The organism is Buchananella sp. 103232, assembly GCF_058725725.1.
In genome coordinates, this window is sequence record NZ_JBZXJM010000014.1 from 76,012 (window position 1) to 94,884 (window position 18,873).

An 18,873-nucleotide genomic window follows, 5' to 3' on the forward strand; every position below is an offset into this window, starting at 1 on the left:
GGGCCAGAGCACATACGACACCCAAACACGACCCCATTGTTCCGATCGACGCATACCACCACCCACAGTACCCAAATTGGAGGACGGGAATTGAAATCCTCGCCTGACATGACCTTGAAGATGCATTGGATCGGTGTTCATCCGACTCCCAACTGGGCACTGAAGACGTACCTCGATGTCTTCGATCAACACTTCCCCGAACTAGCCCCGCACCAGTGGGGCCGCCCTAGAAAGCCACTCGATGCAGCGGCGAGGGCAATCCTGCTCTCCGACAGACTTCCCGACATCTACATCCTCCTCTGGCATCGACAGATGGTTAAACGAACTAAGATACGCTTTCCTTTTATAGTTGACGCTGATACACTTGAGATCAGGCCTGACACATCTTCAACATATAGCATTAACTGCATGTTACAGATCTCGTTGAAGTCGTTTGAGATGAGCCTACGTCGCGTCGAGGACCTGTTGGTTAAGATGGCGGATGCGCTCGGCGCAGAGCTTGCAGTCTGCTATAAGTACGAGGACATAGTGGGTGAGGGCATTTCAAATAAAGAGTTCACTAGGTTGATGCGCTTAGAAAACAGCTACTATCACGGTGCCAGTATTTACGGCTTGCCAGAGCAGCCCACCTGGCTACTCTGGCTCGGGGAGCGTTTCTCTACCCAAATGAATGAATGGCTGCAAGAATCCGCCCCTGCCGATTGGGTGGTACGACAGACAGAACAGGGCACATTCGTAAAAATAAGTTCCGAGCCCACGTCACCAACAGAACAACCTAAAACGTGGTTCCCGCGCACATACCTTCCGCGACGAACCATCTTGGGCAACGTAAAGCCCGCCAGGACACTCCCGCACCTCCCGGGCGCACATGGGAGGGCGGATAAGCAACACTAATCTGCGTCGACACAGGTTCTGCCGAGAGCAGCAGGCGGATCCATGATTTCTGTTTACCTGTTTGCCGCGACCGCAGAGTGCACCTCAAAGACTGAGGGAATCAACTGCGCTACTTCAACGTCTAGAACCTCTGCAAGTGCCAACAATCGATCAGTAGCAATACTCGACTGCCCAGTCTCTACCTTTGAGAGCATCTGCCTGGACCATCCAGCTTCGTTTGCGAGCCCTTCTTGCGACCAACGCGCCTTACGCCTGGCTGCAGCAATCCTCATCCCAAGGAGGCGGCGGAACCAGTACGCAGCTGCAGCTCTGTCAGGGTCGAGGCATGAGTGAGCTACCGGCATACAGATACCGTGACGCAGTAGCGCGACAAAGCCCACCGCGTTAGCTAGTCTATTTCTGCCTAGCTAAGTAGGCGTTCGTGATCTACGAGCGACTCTCACGGGCGCCTGACCGTCGACATCCACACCTTGTGGAGCCCCTGCCCTTCTTCAGGAGGAAGAACATGTCAAAGTTCAAAGACGACCTCAAACGCTCCCTCGATATTGCAACAGACGACAAGACAAGCGTCGTTATCCGTGACAGCAACGCTGTCGTTGAGCTTCTCAACCGCATTGATCTCTCTCGCCTCAGCGCAGAGGGACGTCAGCAGGTTGCCGAAATCAGTCAGCAGTTGAGCGCAGTGCGCGAGTCCTTCGACCAAAGTTACCAATCGACGATTCCGGTAACCGCTGCGGAGGTCAAGAGAGTCAAGCTGTTCAACCTGGCTCGGAAAGTTGGTCAATTTGCAATCTTCGCCACAGGCCTCGCAACACTATTCAACGGTGAGACGTGGTGGCTAGGCCTCCTTCTGATCGTCGGGATGTTCGTTGGGCGCGCCTTCGCTAAGAAGTTTCTCCTGAAGAAAGCACAGCAATCTGCGCGATCGTCATGGCGGACAGTGCGTGACGCACAGTCCATGATCGGCAACATCGACTCCGCTTCTGGCCTCGCGGGCAAGGCCGATACAGTCTTTCAGTCCACACTCACAGAAATGGAAAGGATTGCTGAACTGTCCCGTAGACAGGCCGAGCGTCAACATCGCGAGGCACTGGCTGTACAACAACAGCAGTTGGCTGCGATGCGTGAACAAAACGAGATTGCCCGATTGCGTTATGAAGAACAAGTAACTCAAACAGGGATTCTTGGCGACATGGCCTACATTCGCCCCAAGGATCGCTACAAGGACTAGCAATGGATGTGGTGCAGGACGGCCGCCTGGTGCGCCTGCCCGCCGAAATGGGCGGCATGCTGCCGCCCATTTCGGCACTCGGCCGCACCCCCACCTCCCCGGCAACAGCCTGAGCCGCGCGCACACAAAGCCGGGGGCCGGGGGATTCAAAAATCCCCCGGCCCCCGGCCCCCGGCCCTTGCTCTGGATCAGCCCAGCCCTATCGGGCTAGCTCAGCTCCACCGCTCCTCGCTGCGGTCGCCCGCCCACACCACGTGGAACTTGCCCGCGCGGTCCGTGCGCTCGTACGTGTGGGAACCAAAGTAGTCGCGCTGCCCCTGGATCACCGCAGCCGGCAGGCGCTCTGCGCGCAGGCCGTCGTAGTACGCCAGGGAGGACGCGAACGCCGGGGCCGGCACCCCGCCCAGCGCCGCCGCGCTCACCACGCGGCGCCACGCCGCCAGCGCCTTCCCAACCACAGGCGCAAAGTAGGTGTCCGCCAGCAGCAGGTTCAGCTCCGGCTGGCGCTCGTAGGCCTCCGTGATGCGGTCCAGGAAGCGCGCCCGGATGATGCAGCCATCGCGCCAGATGCGCGCCATCGCCCCCAGGTCCACGTTCCACCCGTACTCGTCGCTGGCCGCGCGGATCTGGTCAAAGCCCTGCGAGTAGGCCACCAGCTTGGAGGCGTACAGAGCCAGGCGCACGTCCTCAATGAACGCCGCCCGGTCCTCCACCTCGATACGCTGCGCCTCGCCCGGCAGACTGCGCGCGGTCTGACGCTGCGCCACCGCCCCGGACAGCGAGCGCGCGAACGTCGCCTCAGCGATCCCCGTGACCGGCACGCCCAACTCCAGGGCATTCTGCACGGTCCAGCGACCGGTGCCCTTCTGCCCGGCCACGTCCCGCACCACGTCCACGAACGCCTTACCGGTGGCGGCGTCGGTGTGGCGCAGCACCTCCGCGGTGACCTCGATCAGGTAGGACTCCAGGTCCCCCGTGTTCCACTCGGCAAAGATCTCGCCCAGCTCCTGCGCGCTGGCCCCCAGGCCCACGCGCAGCAGGTCGTAGGCCTCGCCGATCAGCTGCATGTCCGCGTACTCGATGCCGTTGTGCACCATCTTCACAAAGTGGCCGGCGCCATCCGGGCCCACATAGGTGCAGCACGGCACCCCGTCCACCTTGGCAGAGATGGACTCCAGCATCGGGCCCAGGCGGTCGTAGGACTCGCGCGTGCCACCCGGCATGATCGCCGGGCCCTCCAGCGCACCCTGCTCACCACCGGACACGCCCGTGCCCACAAAGTGCAGGCCCCGCTCGCGCAGCGCGGCCTCCCGGCGCCGGGTGTCCTCATAGAAGGAGTTGCCAGCGTCCACAATGATGTCGCCCTCCTCCATGCGCTGCGCCAGCTGCTCGATCACGGCGTCCGTGGCCGCGCCGGCCTGCACCATGATGATGGCCACGCGCGGGCGCGCCAGGGAGGCAACGAAGTCGTCCATGCCGTGCGTGAGCACAAACTCGCCCTCGTCCCCGTGGGCGGCGAACACCTGGTCAGCCTTCGCGTCGGTGCGGTTGTGCAGGGCCACCTTGTGGCCGTGGCGGGCGAGGTTGCGGGCCAGGTTGGAGCCCATCACGCCCATGCCGGTCACGCCGATGTCTGCGCTACCGGGGGCGGGGGTCTGGTACTCGGTCATGTCAGCCTCTCAGATCTGCGCAGCGATGTCGCTGCGGTGGTGGGAGCCCTCCAGGGCCAGGTGCGAAAGGGCGGCGTAGGCAGCGGTGCGGGCGGCGGGAACGTCGTCCCCCTCACCGACCACGCAAAGGACGCGGCCACCGTTAGCCACCAGTTGGACGACGTCGCCGCCGGCCTCCACGCGCTTGGTACCCGCGTGAATCACGTGGGCGCCAGTGCTGGCGTTGGCCGCGTCGATGCCGGTGATCTCACCGCCGGTCGTGACGGTGCCCGGGTAGCCGGGGGCCGCCAACACCACGGTGACTGCGGCGCCCTCGCTCCACTCCAGTGGCGGGTGGGCGGCCAGCTCGCCACGGGCAGCGGCCAGCAGCAGTTGCGGTAGGGAGGAGCGCAGGCGGGCCAGGACCACCTGGGTCTCCGGGTCGCCAAAGCGCACGTTGAACTCGACCACGCGCAAGCCCTTAGAGGTCAGTGCCAGGCCGCAGTAGAGCAGGCCGCTGAACGGGGTGCCGCGCCGCGCCATCTCCCGCAGCACCGGCAGCGCCACCGTGTCCACGACCTCCTGGGACAGGCCGGCCGGTGCCCACGGCAGCGGCGAATACGCACCCATGCCGCCCGTGTTGGGGCCTTGGCCGCCGTCGTAGGCGCGCTTGAAGTCCTGCGCCGGGGCCAGCGGGATGGCGGTCTCACCGTCGCAGATGCAGAACAGGGAGACCTCCGGGCCGTCCAGGAAGTCCTCGATCACCACGCGCTTGCCCGGCGTGCCCTCCGCGTCCACGTCCGCGTCCTCCGCCAGTCCCAGGCAGGCGGCGGCGTGGGCGCGCGCGGCCGCGCGATCCTCCGTCACCACCACGCCCTTACCGGCGGCCAGGCCGTCGTCCTTCACCACGTGCGGGGCGCCGAACTCCTCCAAAGCCGCGTCCACCTGCGCCAGCGTGGTGCACACGCGCGCCTGCGCCGTCGGGACGCCTGCGGCCTCCATGACCTCCTTGGCGAAAGCCTTAGAACCCTCCAGTTGGGCGGCTGCGCCCGACGGGCCAAACACCGGGATACCGGCGGCACGCACCGCGTCCGCCACCCCGGCCACCAGCGGCGCCTCCGGGCCAACCACCACCAGGTCCACGCCGTGTTCCCGGGCGGCTGCGGCCACCGCCTCCCCGTCCAGGATGTCCAGCTCCAGCAGCTCGGCCAGCTCCCCAATGCCCGGATTGCCCGGGGCGGCCAGCAACACAGTGGACTCGTCATTGCGCAATGCGCGGGCGATGGCGTGCTCGCGGCCGCCCGAACCCAACAAGAGGATCTTCACTCCCTAAGCGTATCGCGCGATTCCCTGCGGCAAGCGGGGCGTTCACCACACGCGAGGCGCGCCCCTTCAATTCACCCACCGGGGCCGGCCTCGCCCACCCGCGCTCGGCCGCCCCGCGCCCGGCCCGCCCTTGGCAGACCACCCCTGGCGGCAGCGTCGTCCACCCGCCAGGCCACACAAAAGACCGGGCCCCGCCCTCCCACGTGGGGAGAAGCGGGGCCCGGCCTCTAGCCGCCTAGAGCGGCGGCCTCACCTGAGATCAGGCGCCAGCGCGCTCGCGCAGCTTGGCCAGCTGCTCGCGCACAGCGGCGGGAACCTTGTCACCGAACTGCTCCAGGTACTCCTCGGTCAGGTCGGCCTCGGCCAGCCAGCGCTCCGGCTCGATCTTGAAGAGCTCGACCCGTGATTGCGATTTCATGAGCCCTTGAGTTCTAACAGTCCCAACATTGCCGCGGATTACACCTACAGGAACGGGATACATCCCCCTGCCCTAAGGGAATAGTCGCTAGTCCCCCCCACCAGTATGAGCTGACTCCACCGTTCGGATAGCCCGTGAGGTCCGCATTGATCGTCCCCAGCTGGAATGCAAGCCCCTTAAGCGGGCCAATGTCATAGTTGAAGGCTGCGGTCAACCGTGCAGTTCGCCCACCTGCACCGACCCATGCCGATTTTGAAGTCTGACCTGTCTTGACTAGTGGGTTCAGATTACGCACGACAACCGCCTTCGAGTGGTTGATCTTAGTAACCCTTCCACCAGTCACGCGATACCCCACCTCAACTCAATACTCGAGAACCTTCAGGCCGAGTACCTTCACCCATCTATTGGATGAAACCGAGCGATCAGTGGATGCAGCAAAGGGTGATGCCGCTACAGAACGGAGTGACGCATCTTGCGCAGTTGCCACTTTGCCCTCGTCCACCCCTTCAAGGCTTCCAGCGCCCTCCGCATATAGCTCAGGATTAGACAACAGCTCCACAAACTTCTGCTGCTCCGCTGCGGTGAGAGCTTCGAAATCATCGAGCAAATCAGATGCTTCATCAGCGAGATAATCGCTGTACTCCGTCACCGTGATCGCCGGGATGTCATCAGCACTACTGGCCATCGCCGGTGCGGTCAGAAAGAGGGAGAACGCCGCTGCGCACGCGACAACGCTTGCGACCCTCTTGAACATCGATCTCACAATGAGCTTCTTTTCGGGACACAGTGCCAGCCAACACCCTGCACACCGCATCGGGCAGTGCACACCCACAGGCAAGGGATGGAGGCACCCTGACGTACCTCACACTGACTGGTATCTGACTATAATCGGTACCGGAGGTTTTACAAATGACCGATGGAGCATCTGCAGTCGTAGTGCAATTGCGGAAGGGAGTGCTGGAGTACTGCGTCCTTCGGCACCTGGACTCAGGACCGACCTACGGACTCGAGCTGGCAAATCGACTGAGCGAAGATGGGCTGATCTCACATGGCGGTTCGCTGTACCCGCTGTTGGCACGGCTGCGAAAGCAAGAAATGGTGGAGACCTTTTGGCAGGAGTCCGAGTCCGGCCCGCCTCGCCGCTACTACCGCCAAACACCGCAAGGTCGAGCAGCGCTACGGCAGTTCCTTGCCGAATGGCGCACATTCACAGAGAAAGTAGACAACCTCATGGAAGGCGTGGACGAATGAGAACAGGTACCGAAATAAACGCATACATGGGCCATCCGCTTGTGCGCACCTACCTAAGCGACCTAGACGCGGCTCTCGAAGGCACCGATTCAAGCGAAGCCCGAATCATCAAACAATCTGTGCGGGAGCATCTCGTTTCCGAGTTCGCCCTCGTCAAGCAAGAGCTCCCAGACCGGCAGATTGTTGCAGAGATACTGGACAGGCTTGGCCCAGTCGACTCGATCGCCAACACACTCGGCGAAGCCAACCTCCCACACGCACAGCGTGACGTGGTACCTCAGAAGACCACCACACCGACAATCATCTTGACCGCACTTTCCGTGGCACTCTTGCCGTTCGCGGCTGGGGTGTCAGCCGCCCTCTCGGCAATCGCTCTAGTGATTGCAGTCCGGTGGAGGCCATCCAGGACTCGAGGTTACGTGATTGCGGCAAACGTGGTCGTGCTCGCAGTAGCCCTAGTCCTATTGATCACGGCCTTCGTTACCGCGTCCCTTCTTCTCGGCACAGACGTCGGAGTGGGCTGAGGCACCTTCAGAGCACTAGAGGAACAATCGGTTAGATCGAGCTGGCGCCCTGCCTCTCTGCGCCGACCACCCCGGGCGGCAGCGTCGTCCACCCGCCAGGCCACACAAAAGACCGGGCCCCGCCCTCCCACGTGGGGAGAAGCGGGGCCCGGCCTCTAGCCGCCTAGAGCGGCGGCCTCACCTGAGATCAGGCGCCAGCGCGCTCGCGCAGCTTGGCCAGCTGCTCGCGCACAGCGGCGGGAACCTTGTCACCGAACTGCTCCAGGTACTCCTCGGTCAGGTCGGCCTCGGCCAGCCAGCGCTCCGGCTCGATCTTGAAGAGCTCGGCCCACTGAGCCTCGGACATGTCCATGCCGTCCAGGTTGAAGTCGGCCTTGTGCGGGTAGCGACCGGTCACGCCGTCAACGGCCTCAACCTGGCCGGAGACGCGCTTGACGATCCAGTCGAGCACGCGGGAGTTGTCACCGAAGCCCGGCCACAGCCAGTTGCCCTCGTCGTCCTTGCGGAACCAGTTGACCTGGTAGATGCGCGGAGCCTTCTCGCCCAGGGTCTCGCCCATCTCCAGCCAGTGCCCCCAGTAGTCGGCCATGTTGTAGCCGCAGAAGGGCAGCATGGCGAACGGGTCGCGGCGCAGCGCACCCACGGACAGGTCCAGGGCGGCAGCGGTGATCTCGGAGGAGACGGTGGCGCCGATGAACACGCCGTGCTCCCAGTCGTAGGCCTCGGCAACCAGCGGCACGTTGGTGGCGCGGCGGCCACCGAACAGGATGGCGTCAACCGCAACACCCTGCGGGGCCTCCCAGTCCTCGCAGATGATCGGGCACTGCGCGGCCGGAACGGTGAAGCGGGAGTTCGGGTGGGCGGCCTTCTCACCGGACTCGGGGGTCCAGTCGTTGCCCAACCAGTCGATGGCGTGGGCCGGGGCGTCGCCGTCCATGCCCTCCCACCAGACGTCACCGTCGTCGGTCAGCGCGACGTTGGTGAAGATGGTGTTCTCCTTCATGGAGTCCATGGCCATCGGGTTGGTGGAGTAGGAGGTGCCGGGGGCAACACCGAAGAAGCCAGCCTCCGGGTTGATGGCGTACAGGCGACCGTCCGGGCCGGGACGCATCCAGGCGATGTCGTCACCCACGGTCTCCACCTTGTAGCCCGGGATGGTGGGCTGCAGCATGGCGAGGTTGGTCTTGCCACAGGCGGACGGGAAGGCAGCGGTCACGTGGTACTGCTTGCCGCTCTTCTCGTCGGTCAGGCGCAGGATCAGCATGTGCTCGGCCATCCAGCCCTGGCGGCGGGCCATGGTGGAGGCGATGCGCAGGGCGTAGCACTTCTTGCCGAGCAGGGCGTTGCCGCCGTAGCCGGAGCCGTAGGACCAGATCTCGTTGGTCTCCGGGAAGTGGGTGATGTACTTCTCGTCGTTGCACGGCCAGGCGACGTCCTCGACCTTGTTGCCGTCAGCGTCGATCAGCGGGTAGCCAACGGAGTGGACGGCGGGAACCCACTCGCCACCCTCGTTGATCAGGTCCATGGCCTTGGCGCCCATGCGGGTCATGATGCGCATGTTCAGGACCACGTACGGGGAGTCAGAGATCTCGATGCCCAGCTTGGAGATCGGGCCACCCAGCGGCCCCATGGAGAAGGGGATGACGTACATGGTGCGGCCGGCCATGGCGCCGTCGAACACCTTGTTCAGGGTCTCCTTCATCTCGGCAGGAGCGCACCAGTTGTTGGTCGGGCCGGCGTCCTCCTCCTTCTCAGAGCAGATGAAGGTGCGGGACTCGACACGAGCCACGTCGCTCGGCAGGGAGCGGGCCAGGAAGGAGTTGGGGCGCTTCTCCGGGTTCAGGCGGATGAAGGTGCCGGCCTCAACCATCTCGGTGGAGAGGCGGTCCCACTCTTCCTGAGAACCGTCAGCGAAGTACACGGCAGCAGGCTTGGCCAGCTCTGCGGTGCGGATCACGAAGTCGAGCACGTCAGCCGGGCAGTTAGCCGGCGCGGCTGCGCGGATCTCCTCAACGGTAACGGTCATGGACTTGCCTCCTGGGCTTGAGTTTTTCAGACGTTCCAATAGAACCGCATCACGCCCGCTTTTTTCTTGGGCCAACGTCCCGTCCCCCCAAGTCTGAAGTGTGACGTGCGCCGCACGGCTCTGTGTGATTGGCGCAATTCGCTTGCGAATCTATCCGGTGGGTTTGGGCGGCCGCAATGGGGTGGGCTCGTTTACGCGACTGACGAAAGGGCGGGGCCGCTTTTCCCCCGCGCCGCCCGGTTTTTCTCACTCCATGGACGACGCTCCTCTCACCCCTCTTTCCCCCTCGCCGCCCCGGATGGGCCGTCGGGAGGGAGGCGGGTGTGCCCGGTGGTTTTGTCGCTTCCGGCGTAACCGAGGGGTGCCTCGGTGGGTGTGCTCCCCCTGCCCCGCCGGTTGCCCGCCCCCACCGGGTCTGGCCGCTCCTCGATTCGCCGAAACTTGTCCAAACCTCACGAGACTTGTCCTTAGCGGGGTGGCTAATGACAAGGCTCGGCGCGGTTTGACAAGTTTCGACGGGGGAACTGGGTGACACGGCGCCTACCCGAGGCCGCTGCGGGAGGCGCCGGGGTGGGAGTGCAGGGGCGCAGGTCAGGCCGGCGGTGGGGCGGGTGCGGCTAGGGGAGGGCGGGCGGGGCGTCGGCCATGCGGGCGGGCGCGGCTAGGGGAGGGCGGGCGGGGCGTCGGCCATGCCGGTGGGCAGGCCAGGTGGGCTCCAAGCGCGAGGGGCGACGCGAGGGGCGCGGGCGTCAACAGGGTGCAGCCAGCCTCCACGAAAACCGTGGCGGCGTGTAAAACTCTTGCCTGTAGGCCGCGCGCGAGTGCGGGACCGTTTGGCTTTGGCCGCCGACCAGGCGCCGCCGCCGTTAACTGAGAGGCAGATTTAGATGATTTGGGCGTGGATCGGACTGGGGGTGCTGGGACTGGCGCTCATTGCGCTGTCGGTGTACCTGTTTGTGCTCTCTCGGAAGCCGGCCGCCTCCCCCGCCCCCGCAGCCGCGCCTGGCGTGGGCGCGCCTGGGGTGGGCTACCCGGGCGGCGTCGGCTATCAGGGCTACGGCCAGGCACAGGGAGCGCCGCAGGCCTACGGCGCTCCCGCTGGCTACGGCGCCGCTGCTGGTCACGGAGCGGTCGGATACGGGGCCGGTGCACCGGGCTACGCCGGCCAGGGCTACGGGGCACCCGCGGGCGGCGAGGCTTATGGCGGCGCTTACGGCGCGCCGGCGCAGCCCTACGGGGCACAAAGCCAGGGCTTCGGGACACCGGGCCAGGGCTATGGGGCAGGCGCCCAGGCCGAGGGCTGGGGCGTGCCTGCGCAGGCCCAGCAGGGCGTCGGGCAGCAGTGGGGTGCCGGGCAGTGGGACGCACAGCCGCAGGCTGCCGCTCAGGCACCCACCCAGGTGTTTGCCGCGCCGCAGGGCGCTGGCCAAGCCCCCACCCAGGCGTTTGCCGCGCCGCAGCAAGGCGCCTTCCAGTCCGCTTCCTTCCCGCAGGGCGGGGCGCACCAGGCGGGTGCGGACGCGCCGGCGCAAGCGCCCACCCAGCAGTGGGAGGCCCCGCAGGCTGCCCCGCAGGTTGCCCAGACGGTAGCGCAGGTCATTGAGCCGGCAAGTGAGCCGGTCGCCGCACCGGCTAGTGAGCCGGCGGCGGACGTTGCCGTGCCGACGGCGGAGGTTGCCGTGGAGCCTGCGCCGGTGGCGGAGCCGGCTGTTGAGGCGGTCCAGGTCGAGGACGCACCCGTTTCTGAGCCGGTTGCCGAGCCTGTCGCTGAGTCGACACCCGTGGCTGAGCAGAACGTCGCTGTTGCCGCAGAGCTTCCTGAGGCGGCCCCGGCGACCCCGGCCGACCAGGCCCAGCCCGAAGCCCCCGCTCAGCCCGGGGCTCCGCTGAACTGGGGCCCGCCCACGCAGGCACCCGAGCAGCAGTAGTTCTCACCGGGTTGGCCCCTAGTCTTTGGGGCTTCACGATCTGGATTGGGTGGGTCCGACGACGTCGGACCCACCCAATGCTTTTGAGGAGCCTCACAGACGTTGGTGCAACAGCGCGCTTCGAGCCCACCGACCGGTGCGCTGGCTTTGCTCTTATCCCCACAGGGGAAGGTGCCGGAGCGAGGAGCGATGGTGCACTCGGGGCGGGCGGCGGCTCATCCCCGCAGGGGCGGGAGCCCGAGGAGCTAGAAGGATTCAGAATGGGCGGGCGCAGATTGGCCGCCCCGGGCCAAGAACCGGGGGCAGGCACCGGGAGCGGGCACCGGCGGACCACGCCGGAGGCTCGGCCGACGTCCAGAACGCCGGCTCGCGCTCTGCCTGCGCCAGCTGGCTCTCCGCAGGCTGCGCCGGGTCGGTGTTGCGCAAACGGTTGAGCCCTTGTGGCTCCTGTTGAGCCTTTGTTGTAGCGGTTGCTGCGTTCTTGCACCTCTTGTGGCGCTACGACGCCGATTAACGGACCAATAGGTCGCCCAAAGGCTCAGGAGCTACAGCAAAGGCTCGGGAGCTGCAATAAGGGCTCAACTGTTTGCGCACGCTCGCCCCCCGAGTTCGCGACGACGGCCACCACGAACCCGGGCACGCATCTGCTCACCCGCCCGCCTCCCCACGCTCGCAACGACGGCATGCCCGAGCGAGCAACGGGATTGGCAGGAGCCACCCGAGAGTGGTCGGCAACGCTGGTCCGGGCGACGGGCCCGGATAGCAGGGGTCCGTCCGGGCCGGCTTTCCCAGCGCCTTAGTCCGCAGGGAAACACGTCACTATCCACACCCATAAGCCCGCGCCTGTTTGTGACGTGAGATACTTGCCGCATGAATAACAGCACTTCATCCCGCAAGCGCAACCGCATTCTGGCTGCGATTCTGCTCCCCGTCGCCCTCCTGCTTTCGGCCTGTGAGGTCAAGGCGGACTGGACCATCAACACCGACAAGTCCCTGGACTTCACGTTCTTCGTTGACGCTCCCGAGCTGGCTGGCTTCCCCGACATGGAGAACTTCTGCTCCGGCATGCAGGAGAGCTTCGAGTCCACCGCTCAGCTCAAGGGCGCGACCATCGAGGTCAAGGACCTGGGTGGAGAGGGTTCCCCGAAGTGTGAGCTGACCGCCAAGGGCATCTCCACCGAAGACGCCGGTTCTGGCTTCAAGTTCGAGGGTGACAAGGTCACCGTCACGATCGAGGGCAACCAGTTCTCTGACATGACCGGCCAGCTGGGCATGCTGGGCGGCGAGATCAAGTTCTCCATGTCCTTCACCTTCCCGGGCCCGGTCAGCGAGGCCAGCGTTGGTGAGATCGACGGCAACAAGGTCACCATCAACAACGTTGAGGACCTGGCCAAGGGCGTCACGATCGTTGCCTCCATGACCTCCTCCGGTGTCGGTGGCGGCAACCTGATGTGGATCCTGCTGACCATCGGTGGTCTGGTTGCCGTGGGCGGTGTGGTTGCCGTCGTGCTGGTGAACAAGAAGAAGGCCCAGGCCGCGCAGGCCCCGGCCGCCTACCCGATGGGTGCCCAGCCGGGTTACCCGGCTCAGCCGCAGCAGCCGATGGCCCCGCAGCAGGGCTACCCGACCCAGCCGCAGCAGCCGATGCCCCCGCAGCAGCCGATGCCCCCGCAGCAGCCGATGCCCCCGCAGCAGCCTTACCCGCCGCAGGGCTGAGCAGCGGCTTCCCTAAACACCATGCGCGGTGAATAGCGCAGGTTTCTCGGTTTGTCCGGGACGGCCACTGGCCGTCCCGGACAACCTTTTTCAGCCACCGCTTCGCCACCACGCTCCACCAACCACCGCACCCCTGATCGCGCCGCCTCGCTGTGGCGGACGCCAAGGCAGTGTCGGCAACCTGGACTGCGACCCTCATCGCGCCGCCTCAAGTGAACTGACCCCCCCCTAAAGGGCCTGCCCCTTGGGATCAACCGTGCGCGGGGTTCAACACACCCGGAGCCCAGCCGTGTTCGAGGCTCAACTGGGCCCACGCCACACCCTCACCGGGGTAGGAGCCTCCTGCCGGCACACGGCGGCACACTCCTGAAGCGATGCCCAAAACGCCGCTCTAACCGCCTGCCACGCTAGAAGCCCGTGCGGCATAATCCGCGTATGGCAACAGGTATCAAGACGCGCAAACGCAATCGAATTCTGGCTGCTGTGCTGCTGCCAGTCGCACTACTGCTTTCTTCTTGCTCAATCAAAATGGACATCGGCCTGAACGTCGATAAAACCGTGGACATCGTGTATGAGGTTGACCTCCACGAGATGTACGGCATAGACGGCTCGAACGACCCTGAGGCTTTCTGCGCTTCGATGTTTGAAGAGTCTTCCCAGTCGCTGCCCGAAGGTAGCTTCACCATGGAGAACGTCGGTACCGACACCGCACCAGTTTGCAAGCTGACGGCGCAGAGTGTGCCGGTCGATACCGCCGACGGGATGGGGATCGTTTTCGAGGGCGACACCGTAAGGGTGACAATCGACGGTTCCACGTTCAACGATCCCGAAATGGATCGGGTGGAAGGTTTCCTGAACCAGCTCGACTTCTCTTTCACCATGACCTTCCCAGGCAAGGTAAGCGAATCCACGATCGGTTCCATCGATGGCAACAAGGTGACCATCTCCAAATTTGAGGACTTCCAGCAGGGCGGCACCATTGTGGCCTCGATGATCCCTAGCAAGAGCGACTACTTGCTGTGGATCCTCCTGGTAGGCGGTGTCTTGTTGGTTGGAGGTGGTGTAGCTGCCTTCTTCATCATGAACAACAAGAAGAAGGCCGCCGCCGCTGCCTTGGCTCAGCCCTATCCGGTTCCCAACTCATACGGCCCTGGCCAGGCAGGACCTCAGGGCTCTCAGCCCCAGGCAGCGCACCACTTCCCGCCGCAGCAGGCCTACCCGGTTCAGCAGCCGTACCCGGCTCAGCCCCAGCAGCCCGTGGCGCCGCAGCAGGGCTACCCGGCCCAGCAGCCGTACCCGGCTCAGCCCCAGCAGCCGATGCCCCCGCAGCAGCCATACCCGCCGCAGGGCTGACCAAGGGACAACATGGACCATCCCGGGGGCGGCCACACGCCGCCCCCGGGGCTAGTTAACGCGAACTTCCAGCCCTCCCGCACAGCTTGGGCTAGGGGCGCGCTCCACAGCTAGGGACATCGTCGCCGCCAGACTTTTCGCACAGCTAAGGGCTTGGGGGTGACGGTCAAACGACCGTCACCCCCAAGCCCTTAGGTCCTCCCCAGCTGGCTCTTGCCTACAGCAGAGGGAAACGGGAGATGGTGGCCTCTCGGCCCGGACCCACACCGATGGCGCTGACGCGGCACCGGCCCAGTTCCTCGATGCGAAGCACGTAATCCTGCGCGGCCTTGGGCAGCTCTTCAAAGGTGCGCGCCCCGGTGATGTCCTCGGTCCAACCAGGCATTTCCTCGTAGATTGGCTTGGCGTGGTGGAAGGAGGTCTCATCCATCGGCATGTCATCCATGCGCACGCCGTCAACGTCGTAGGCCACACAGATCGGGATGCGCTCGTAGCCGGTCAGCACGTCGAGCTTGGTCAGTACCAGGTCCGTCAGGCCGTTGACTCGCGTCGCGTAGCGGGTTACCACGGCGTCGTGCCAGCCGCAGCGGCGCGGACGGCCCGTTGTGGTGCCGAACTCTCCGCCCTTGGCGCGCAGGCCGTCGCCCACCTCGTCCAGCAGCTCGGTCGGGAAGGGGCCCTCACCAACCCGCGTGGTGTAGGCCTTGACTACTCCCACCACGCGGTCAATGCGGGTGGGGCCCACGCCGCTGCCAGTGCACGCGCCACCGGCGGTCGCAGAGGACGACGTCACGTACGGGTAGGTGCCGTGGTCGACGTCGAGCATCGTTGCCTGCCCCGCCTCAAACAGGACGGTCTTGCCTGCATCAAGGGCGTCATTGAGCAGGGCGGAGGCGTCCACGACCATCGGGCGCACGCGGTCGGCGTACTTGAGCAGTTCCTCGGTCACAGCCTTGGGGTCCACGGCGCGGCGGTTGAAGATCTTTACCAGCAGGTGGTTCTTCTGTTCCAGGGCACCCTCCACCTTCTGCGCCAGGATGGAGGCGTCAAAGAGGTCCTGAATGCGGATACCCACGCGGTTCATCTTGTCCGCATAGGTGGGCCCGATGCCGCGACCGGTGGTGCCGATCTGGCGGGCTCCCAAGAACCGCTCGGTGACACGGTCCAAAGTGCGGTTGTATGAGGGGATCACGTGCGCGTCTGCGCTGATGCGCAGGCGAGAGCAGTCGATACCGCGCGCCTCCAGGTGGGTGATTTCGTCGAAGAGCACCTCTAGGTCTACCACCACGCCGTTGCCGATGACCGGAGTGACCCCCGGGGAGAGGATTCCCGAGGGCAGCAGGTGCAGGGCGTACTTCTCACCGTTGATCACAACTGTGTGGCCTGCGTTGTTGCCGCCGTTGAACTTGACCACGTAGTCGACGTCGGCACCTAGCTGGTCCGTTGCCTTGCCCTTGCCTTCGTCGCCCCACTGGGCACCGAGCACGATCACTGCGGGCATGTTTTCTCCTTTTGCGCCACGGAGGGCGGCGCAGGTTGGGCTTTCCCTGGCCGCAATGCCGTGCGGCTGGGCGGGGATTCGTGCCCGACGCTCCTCCCGGCGCCCCCTCGATTGGAGGCCGGGCACCGGGCACCTTTTCCCAGGCATGAGTGTAGTTGAGGGGCCCGGGGCCGGGGAGTGGGCGGCCGTGGGATGGGCCTTACAAAAGCGCTCGCGCGCCACGCCCGCCGGGGCCGGGGCGGGGGTGCTGCCTGCCCCCGCGCCGCGCTAGGCGCCGACGCGAAGGGCTCCCCCGGGCATGACCGTAGGTGGGCGACCGCAGGCACGCCGCTCGCGTTGAACCCCACAGGCTCCCCGGGCAAAAGCCGGGTGGGCGGCTGGGAAACCAGCCGCCCACCCGGGACCCGCTGCGGACCACCTCCCGGTAGCCCGTGCCAGCAAGCTCTACTCTGCGGCGCGCGCCTGGGCGACCTCGTACAGAGCGATCCCCGTCGCCACGGCGGCGTTGAGGGACTCCACGGACGCGGCGATCGGGATGGAGACGATCGCGTCGCACGCCTGACGCACCAGGCGGGACAGGCCCTTGCCCTCGCTGCCGGTGACCAACACCAGCGGGGAGGTGGCCAGCTCCAGCTGGCGCACCATCACGTCCCCGCCGCCGTCCAGGCCCACCACGAAGCAGCCCTCCTCCTTCAGCCGCTCCAGCTCCTGAGTCAGGTTGGTGGCCATCGCCACCGGCACGCGCGCGGCCGCGCCGGCGCTGACCTTCCAGGCGGTGGCGTTCATGGAGGCGCTGCGGCGCGAGGGGATCAGCACCCCGTCGGCCCCGAACGCGCCCGCCGACCGCAGCACCGCGCCCAGGTTGTGCGGGTCGGTCACGCCGTCCAGCGCCACGATCAGGGGGGCGTGCCCGGCAGCGTCGGCCGCCTCCAACAGGTCCAGGGCGCTGGCGTACTCGTAGCCGGGGATCTCCACGGCCACGCCCTGGTGCACCGCGCCGTCGGTCAGCTTGTCCAGCTCACCGCGCGTCACCTCGATCACCGGCGCGCCCTGGGCGGCGGCCTCACGGACCACCTCAGCCACCCGGTCGTCGCTCACGCCGCCGGGCGCCATCAGCACCCGCTGGATCGGGATGCCGGCCCGCACGGCCTCGCTAACCGGGTTGCGGCCACTGATCAGCTCGTTGCCCGCCTTCGGCTTCAGGCCCGGACGCAGGCGCGGGGAGCGCATGCCCTCCACGGACTTCGCGTCACGCGCCCGCTTCTCCGCCCTCGCCTTGGCGCGCGCGGCCGGGTGATATGCGCGGTCCTCAGCCTTCGGGGTGGGGCCGCGCCCCTCCAGCTTCTTGCGGGCGTGCCCGCCGGTGCCCTTGTGCGCGCCCTTCTTGGAGCCGTCCTTGCGCACGGCGCCGCGCCGCTGGGAGTTTCCAGCCATTACTTCTCCTTGCAGTTGGACGACGCTTTCCCTGCCGTCCACATTACTTAGTTAGTCACTGCCCGGCCGGGGCCGGGGCTAATCAACTCTCGTCTACGTGCCAGCGCGGCCCGCTGGGCGAGTCCTCCACCACGATACCGGCGGCGCTCAACCGGTCGCGTACCGCGTCCGCCAAGGCCCAGTTCTTCTCGCGACGCGCCGCAATCCGCTCCTCCAGGGCGTGCTTAACCAGCGTCATGAGGGCGCGCTCGCGCGGCTGGGACTGCGTAGCGCCCGTGGCCGCGGCCTGCCCGCGCCACTGCTCGGAGAGCGGGTCCAGCCCCAGCACCTCCAGCATGACCCGGACCTCGCGGGCGGCCCGGGCGGCGCTGGCGGCATCCCCCGCCGCCAGCGCCGAGTTGCCCTCGCGCACCCGCTCGTGCACCACCGCGAGCGCGGCGGACACGTTCAGGTCGTCGTCCATGGCGGCCGCGAACGCCTGCGGGAACGGCACCGCGCTCGCCCTCTCGGCGCCCGCGCCCGCGCCCTCCCCGGCGCCCACGTTCACGGCAGCCGCCTCCCGGCTGCCCTCAAGACCAGCCCAGCCGCTGCCCGCACCATCTGGGCCGCCAACCCCGGAGCCACCCGGCTCGCCAAAGCCACGCTGCTCAATGGGGGCGGACACTGCGGCAGCGTCGGCCACCCGCTCCCCCATCAAGGGGGCGGCCACCGACTCATCCAACTCGGCAGCGCGCTCCACAAAACCGCGCAGGCGCTCCCACACGGTCGCTGCGCGCGCCAGCGTCTCCTCCGAATACTCCACCGTCGAGCGGTAGTGCACGCTCACCAACGCCAAACGCACCACTGCCGCGCTGTGCTGGCGCAGAATCTGCTCCACCACCAGGGAGTTACCGAGCGACTTGCTCATCTTCTCCCCCGCGATCGTCACCCACGCGTTGTGCAGCCAGAAACGCGCCGAACCGTCCCCGGCCGCCCGCGACTGCGCCATCTCGTTCTCGTGGTGCGGGAAGCGCAGGTCGATGCCGCCCCCGTGAATATCGAACTCCGGGCCCAAGAAGCGGCGGCTCATCGCCGAACACTCCAGGTGCCACCCCGGGCGTCCCCTGCCCCACGGCGTGTCCCAGGCGGCGTCGGCCGGCTCACCCGGGCGCGCGGCCTTCCACAGCGCAAAATCGCGCGGGTCACGCTTGTCGCCCTCGCCGTCCTCGCTGGCCTGCGTGGCATCGTCCCCGCCCTGGTTCGTCAACGCCCCGTACTGCGGGAAGGACGGCACATCAAAGTAGACGTTGCCCGGGTTGCCCACGTACGCGTGGCCCGCCTCGATCAGCTCCCCGATCAACGCCACCATCTCGCCCACGTAGCCCGTGGCGCGCGGCTCGTAGGTGGGCGGCAGCACGCCCAGCGCGTCGTAGGCGGCTGTGAACTCCCGCTCGAAACGGTAGGCCCACTCCCACCAGCGGCGCCCGGCCTGCGCGGACTTCGCCAAGATCGTCAATGTCCGTCACGTTGCGCACGATATGAAGCGGCGCACGAAAAACGTCTATGGGTCCCAAGAGACTCGTTGTCACGGTAGGCGGTTTCGCGGATATCGGTTGCACAACCGAACCAAGTACAGCACAACA

Annotated in this window: 15 protein-coding genes and 1 pseudogene; 7 read left to right on the forward strand and 9 right to left on the reverse strand. The window is 66.1% G+C overall.

Annotated features, from left to right (window positions below; all coding sequences use genetic code 11):
- Positions 1–108: 108 nt before the first annotated feature.
- Positions 109–894: a hypothetical protein gene (locus tag AC4PWQ_RS02375; protein ID WP_492089666.1), complete on the forward strand. Its 786-nt coding sequence runs from the start codon at positions 109–111 to the stop codon at positions 892–894.
- 53 nt (positions 895–947) lie between these two features.
- On the opposite strand, the gene AC4PWQ_RS02380 is transcribed toward AC4PWQ_RS02375, so the two are convergent.
- Positions 948–1,238, reverse strand: coding sequence for a helix-turn-helix domain-containing protein (locus AC4PWQ_RS02380; RefSeq protein ID WP_492089680.1), 291 nt, complete (start codon positions 1,236–1,238; stop codon positions 948–950).
- A 161-nt stretch (positions 1,239–1,399) separates the two neighbouring features.
- Here AC4PWQ_RS02380 and AC4PWQ_RS02385 point away from each other — a divergent pair, with 161 nt between their 5' ends.
- Positions 1,400–2,125 (forward strand): hypothetical protein, encoded by a 726-nt coding sequence (locus tag AC4PWQ_RS02385; protein ID WP_492089667.1) that lies wholly within the window; start codon positions 1,400–1,402, stop codon positions 2,123–2,125.
- A 212-nt stretch (positions 2,126–2,337) separates the two neighbouring features.
- Here AC4PWQ_RS02385 and gnd read toward each other — a convergent pair whose 3' ends face one another.
- The 4 genes from gnd to AC4PWQ_RS02405 all read right to left on the reverse strand — a co-directional run bounded on the left by gnd (position 2,338) and on the right by AC4PWQ_RS02405 (position 6,281).
- Positions 2,338–3,795, reverse strand: coding sequence for an NADP-dependent phosphogluconate dehydrogenase (gene gnd / locus AC4PWQ_RS02390; protein WP_492089668.1), 1,458 nt, complete (start codon positions 3,793–3,795; stop codon positions 2,338–2,340).
- A gap of 9 nt (positions 3,796–3,804) precedes the next feature.
- Positions 3,805–5,100, reverse strand: coding sequence for a phosphoribosylamine--glycine ligase (gene purD, locus AC4PWQ_RS02395; protein ID WP_492089669.1), 1,296 nt, complete (start codon positions 5,098–5,100; stop codon positions 3,805–3,807).
- 259 nt (positions 5,101–5,359) lie between these two features.
- On the reverse strand, positions 5,360–5,581 hold the full coding sequence (locus AC4PWQ_RS02400) for a phosphoenolpyruvate carboxykinase domain-containing protein (RefSeq protein ID WP_492089670.1): 222 nt from the start codon (positions 5,579–5,581) through the stop codon (positions 5,360–5,362).
- A gap of 298 nt (positions 5,582–5,879) precedes the next feature.
- Positions 5,880–6,281, reverse strand: coding sequence for a hypothetical protein (locus AC4PWQ_RS02405; RefSeq protein WP_492089671.1), 402 nt, complete (start codon positions 6,279–6,281; stop codon positions 5,880–5,882).
- A 146-nt stretch (positions 6,282–6,427) separates the two neighbouring features.
- On the opposite strand from AC4PWQ_RS02405, the gene AC4PWQ_RS02410 reads away from it, so the two are divergent.
- A complete protein-coding gene (locus tag AC4PWQ_RS02410) occupies positions 6,428–6,769 on the forward strand; it encodes a PadR family transcriptional regulator (protein WP_371151409.1) in 342 nt (113 codons plus the stop codon).
- Complete coding sequence (locus tag AC4PWQ_RS02415) at positions 6,766–7,293, forward strand: DUF1700 domain-containing protein (RefSeq protein ID WP_492089672.1); 528 nt, start codon at positions 6,766–6,768, stop codon at positions 7,291–7,293. The genes AC4PWQ_RS02410 and AC4PWQ_RS02415 overlap by 4 nt, the downstream gene beginning before the upstream one ends.
- A 187-nt stretch (positions 7,294–7,480) precedes the next feature.
- Here AC4PWQ_RS02415 and AC4PWQ_RS02420 read toward each other — a convergent pair whose 3' ends face one another.
- Positions 7,481–9,319, reverse strand: a complete 1,839-nt coding sequence (locus AC4PWQ_RS02420; RefSeq protein ID WP_492089673.1) for a phosphoenolpyruvate carboxykinase (GTP) — start codon at positions 9,317–9,319, stop codon at positions 7,481–7,483.
- 887 nt (positions 9,320–10,206) lie between these two features.
- Between AC4PWQ_RS02420 and AC4PWQ_RS02425 the strand changes: the two genes are divergently transcribed.
- From AC4PWQ_RS02425 to AC4PWQ_RS02435, 3 genes are all read left to right on the forward strand, one after another.
- Entirely contained in the window at positions 10,207–11,247 is a 1,041-nt protein-coding gene (locus AC4PWQ_RS02425) for a hypothetical protein (RefSeq protein ID WP_492089674.1), read from the forward strand.
- A gap of 870 nt (positions 11,248–12,117) precedes the next feature.
- On the forward strand, positions 12,118–12,963 hold the full coding sequence (locus tag AC4PWQ_RS02430) for a hypothetical protein (protein WP_492089675.1): 846 nt from the start codon (positions 12,118–12,120) through the stop codon (positions 12,961–12,963).
- Between the two features lie 435 nt (positions 12,964–13,398).
- Complete coding sequence (locus AC4PWQ_RS02435) at positions 13,399–14,316, forward strand: hypothetical protein (RefSeq protein WP_492089676.1); 918 nt, start codon at positions 13,399–13,401, stop codon at positions 14,314–14,316.
- A gap of 217 nt (positions 14,317–14,533) precedes the next feature.
- Here the strand turns inward: AC4PWQ_RS02435 and AC4PWQ_RS02440 are convergent, their stop codons facing one another.
- The 3 genes and pseudogenes from AC4PWQ_RS02440 to AC4PWQ_RS02450 form a co-directional block, all read right to left on the reverse strand.
- Positions 14,534–15,817 carry an adenylosuccinate synthase gene (locus AC4PWQ_RS02440; protein WP_492089677.1) on the reverse strand — a complete coding sequence of 428 codons (1,284 nt, stop codon included), beginning with the start codon at positions 15,815–15,817 and terminating at the stop codon, positions 14,534–14,536.
- A 444-nt stretch (positions 15,818–16,261) separates the two neighbouring features.
- Positions 16,262–17,251: a 23S rRNA (guanosine(2251)-2'-O)-methyltransferase RlmB gene (rlmB, locus tag AC4PWQ_RS02445; protein ID WP_371174595.1), complete on the reverse strand. Its 990-nt coding sequence runs from the start codon at positions 17,249–17,251 to the stop codon at positions 16,262–16,264.
- Between the two features lie 82 nt (positions 17,252–17,333).
- A pseudogene (locus tag AC4PWQ_RS02450) lies at positions 17,334–18,768 on the reverse strand (cysteine--tRNA ligase); the annotation flags it as partial.
- Between the last annotated feature and the right edge of the window lie 105 nt (positions 18,769–18,873).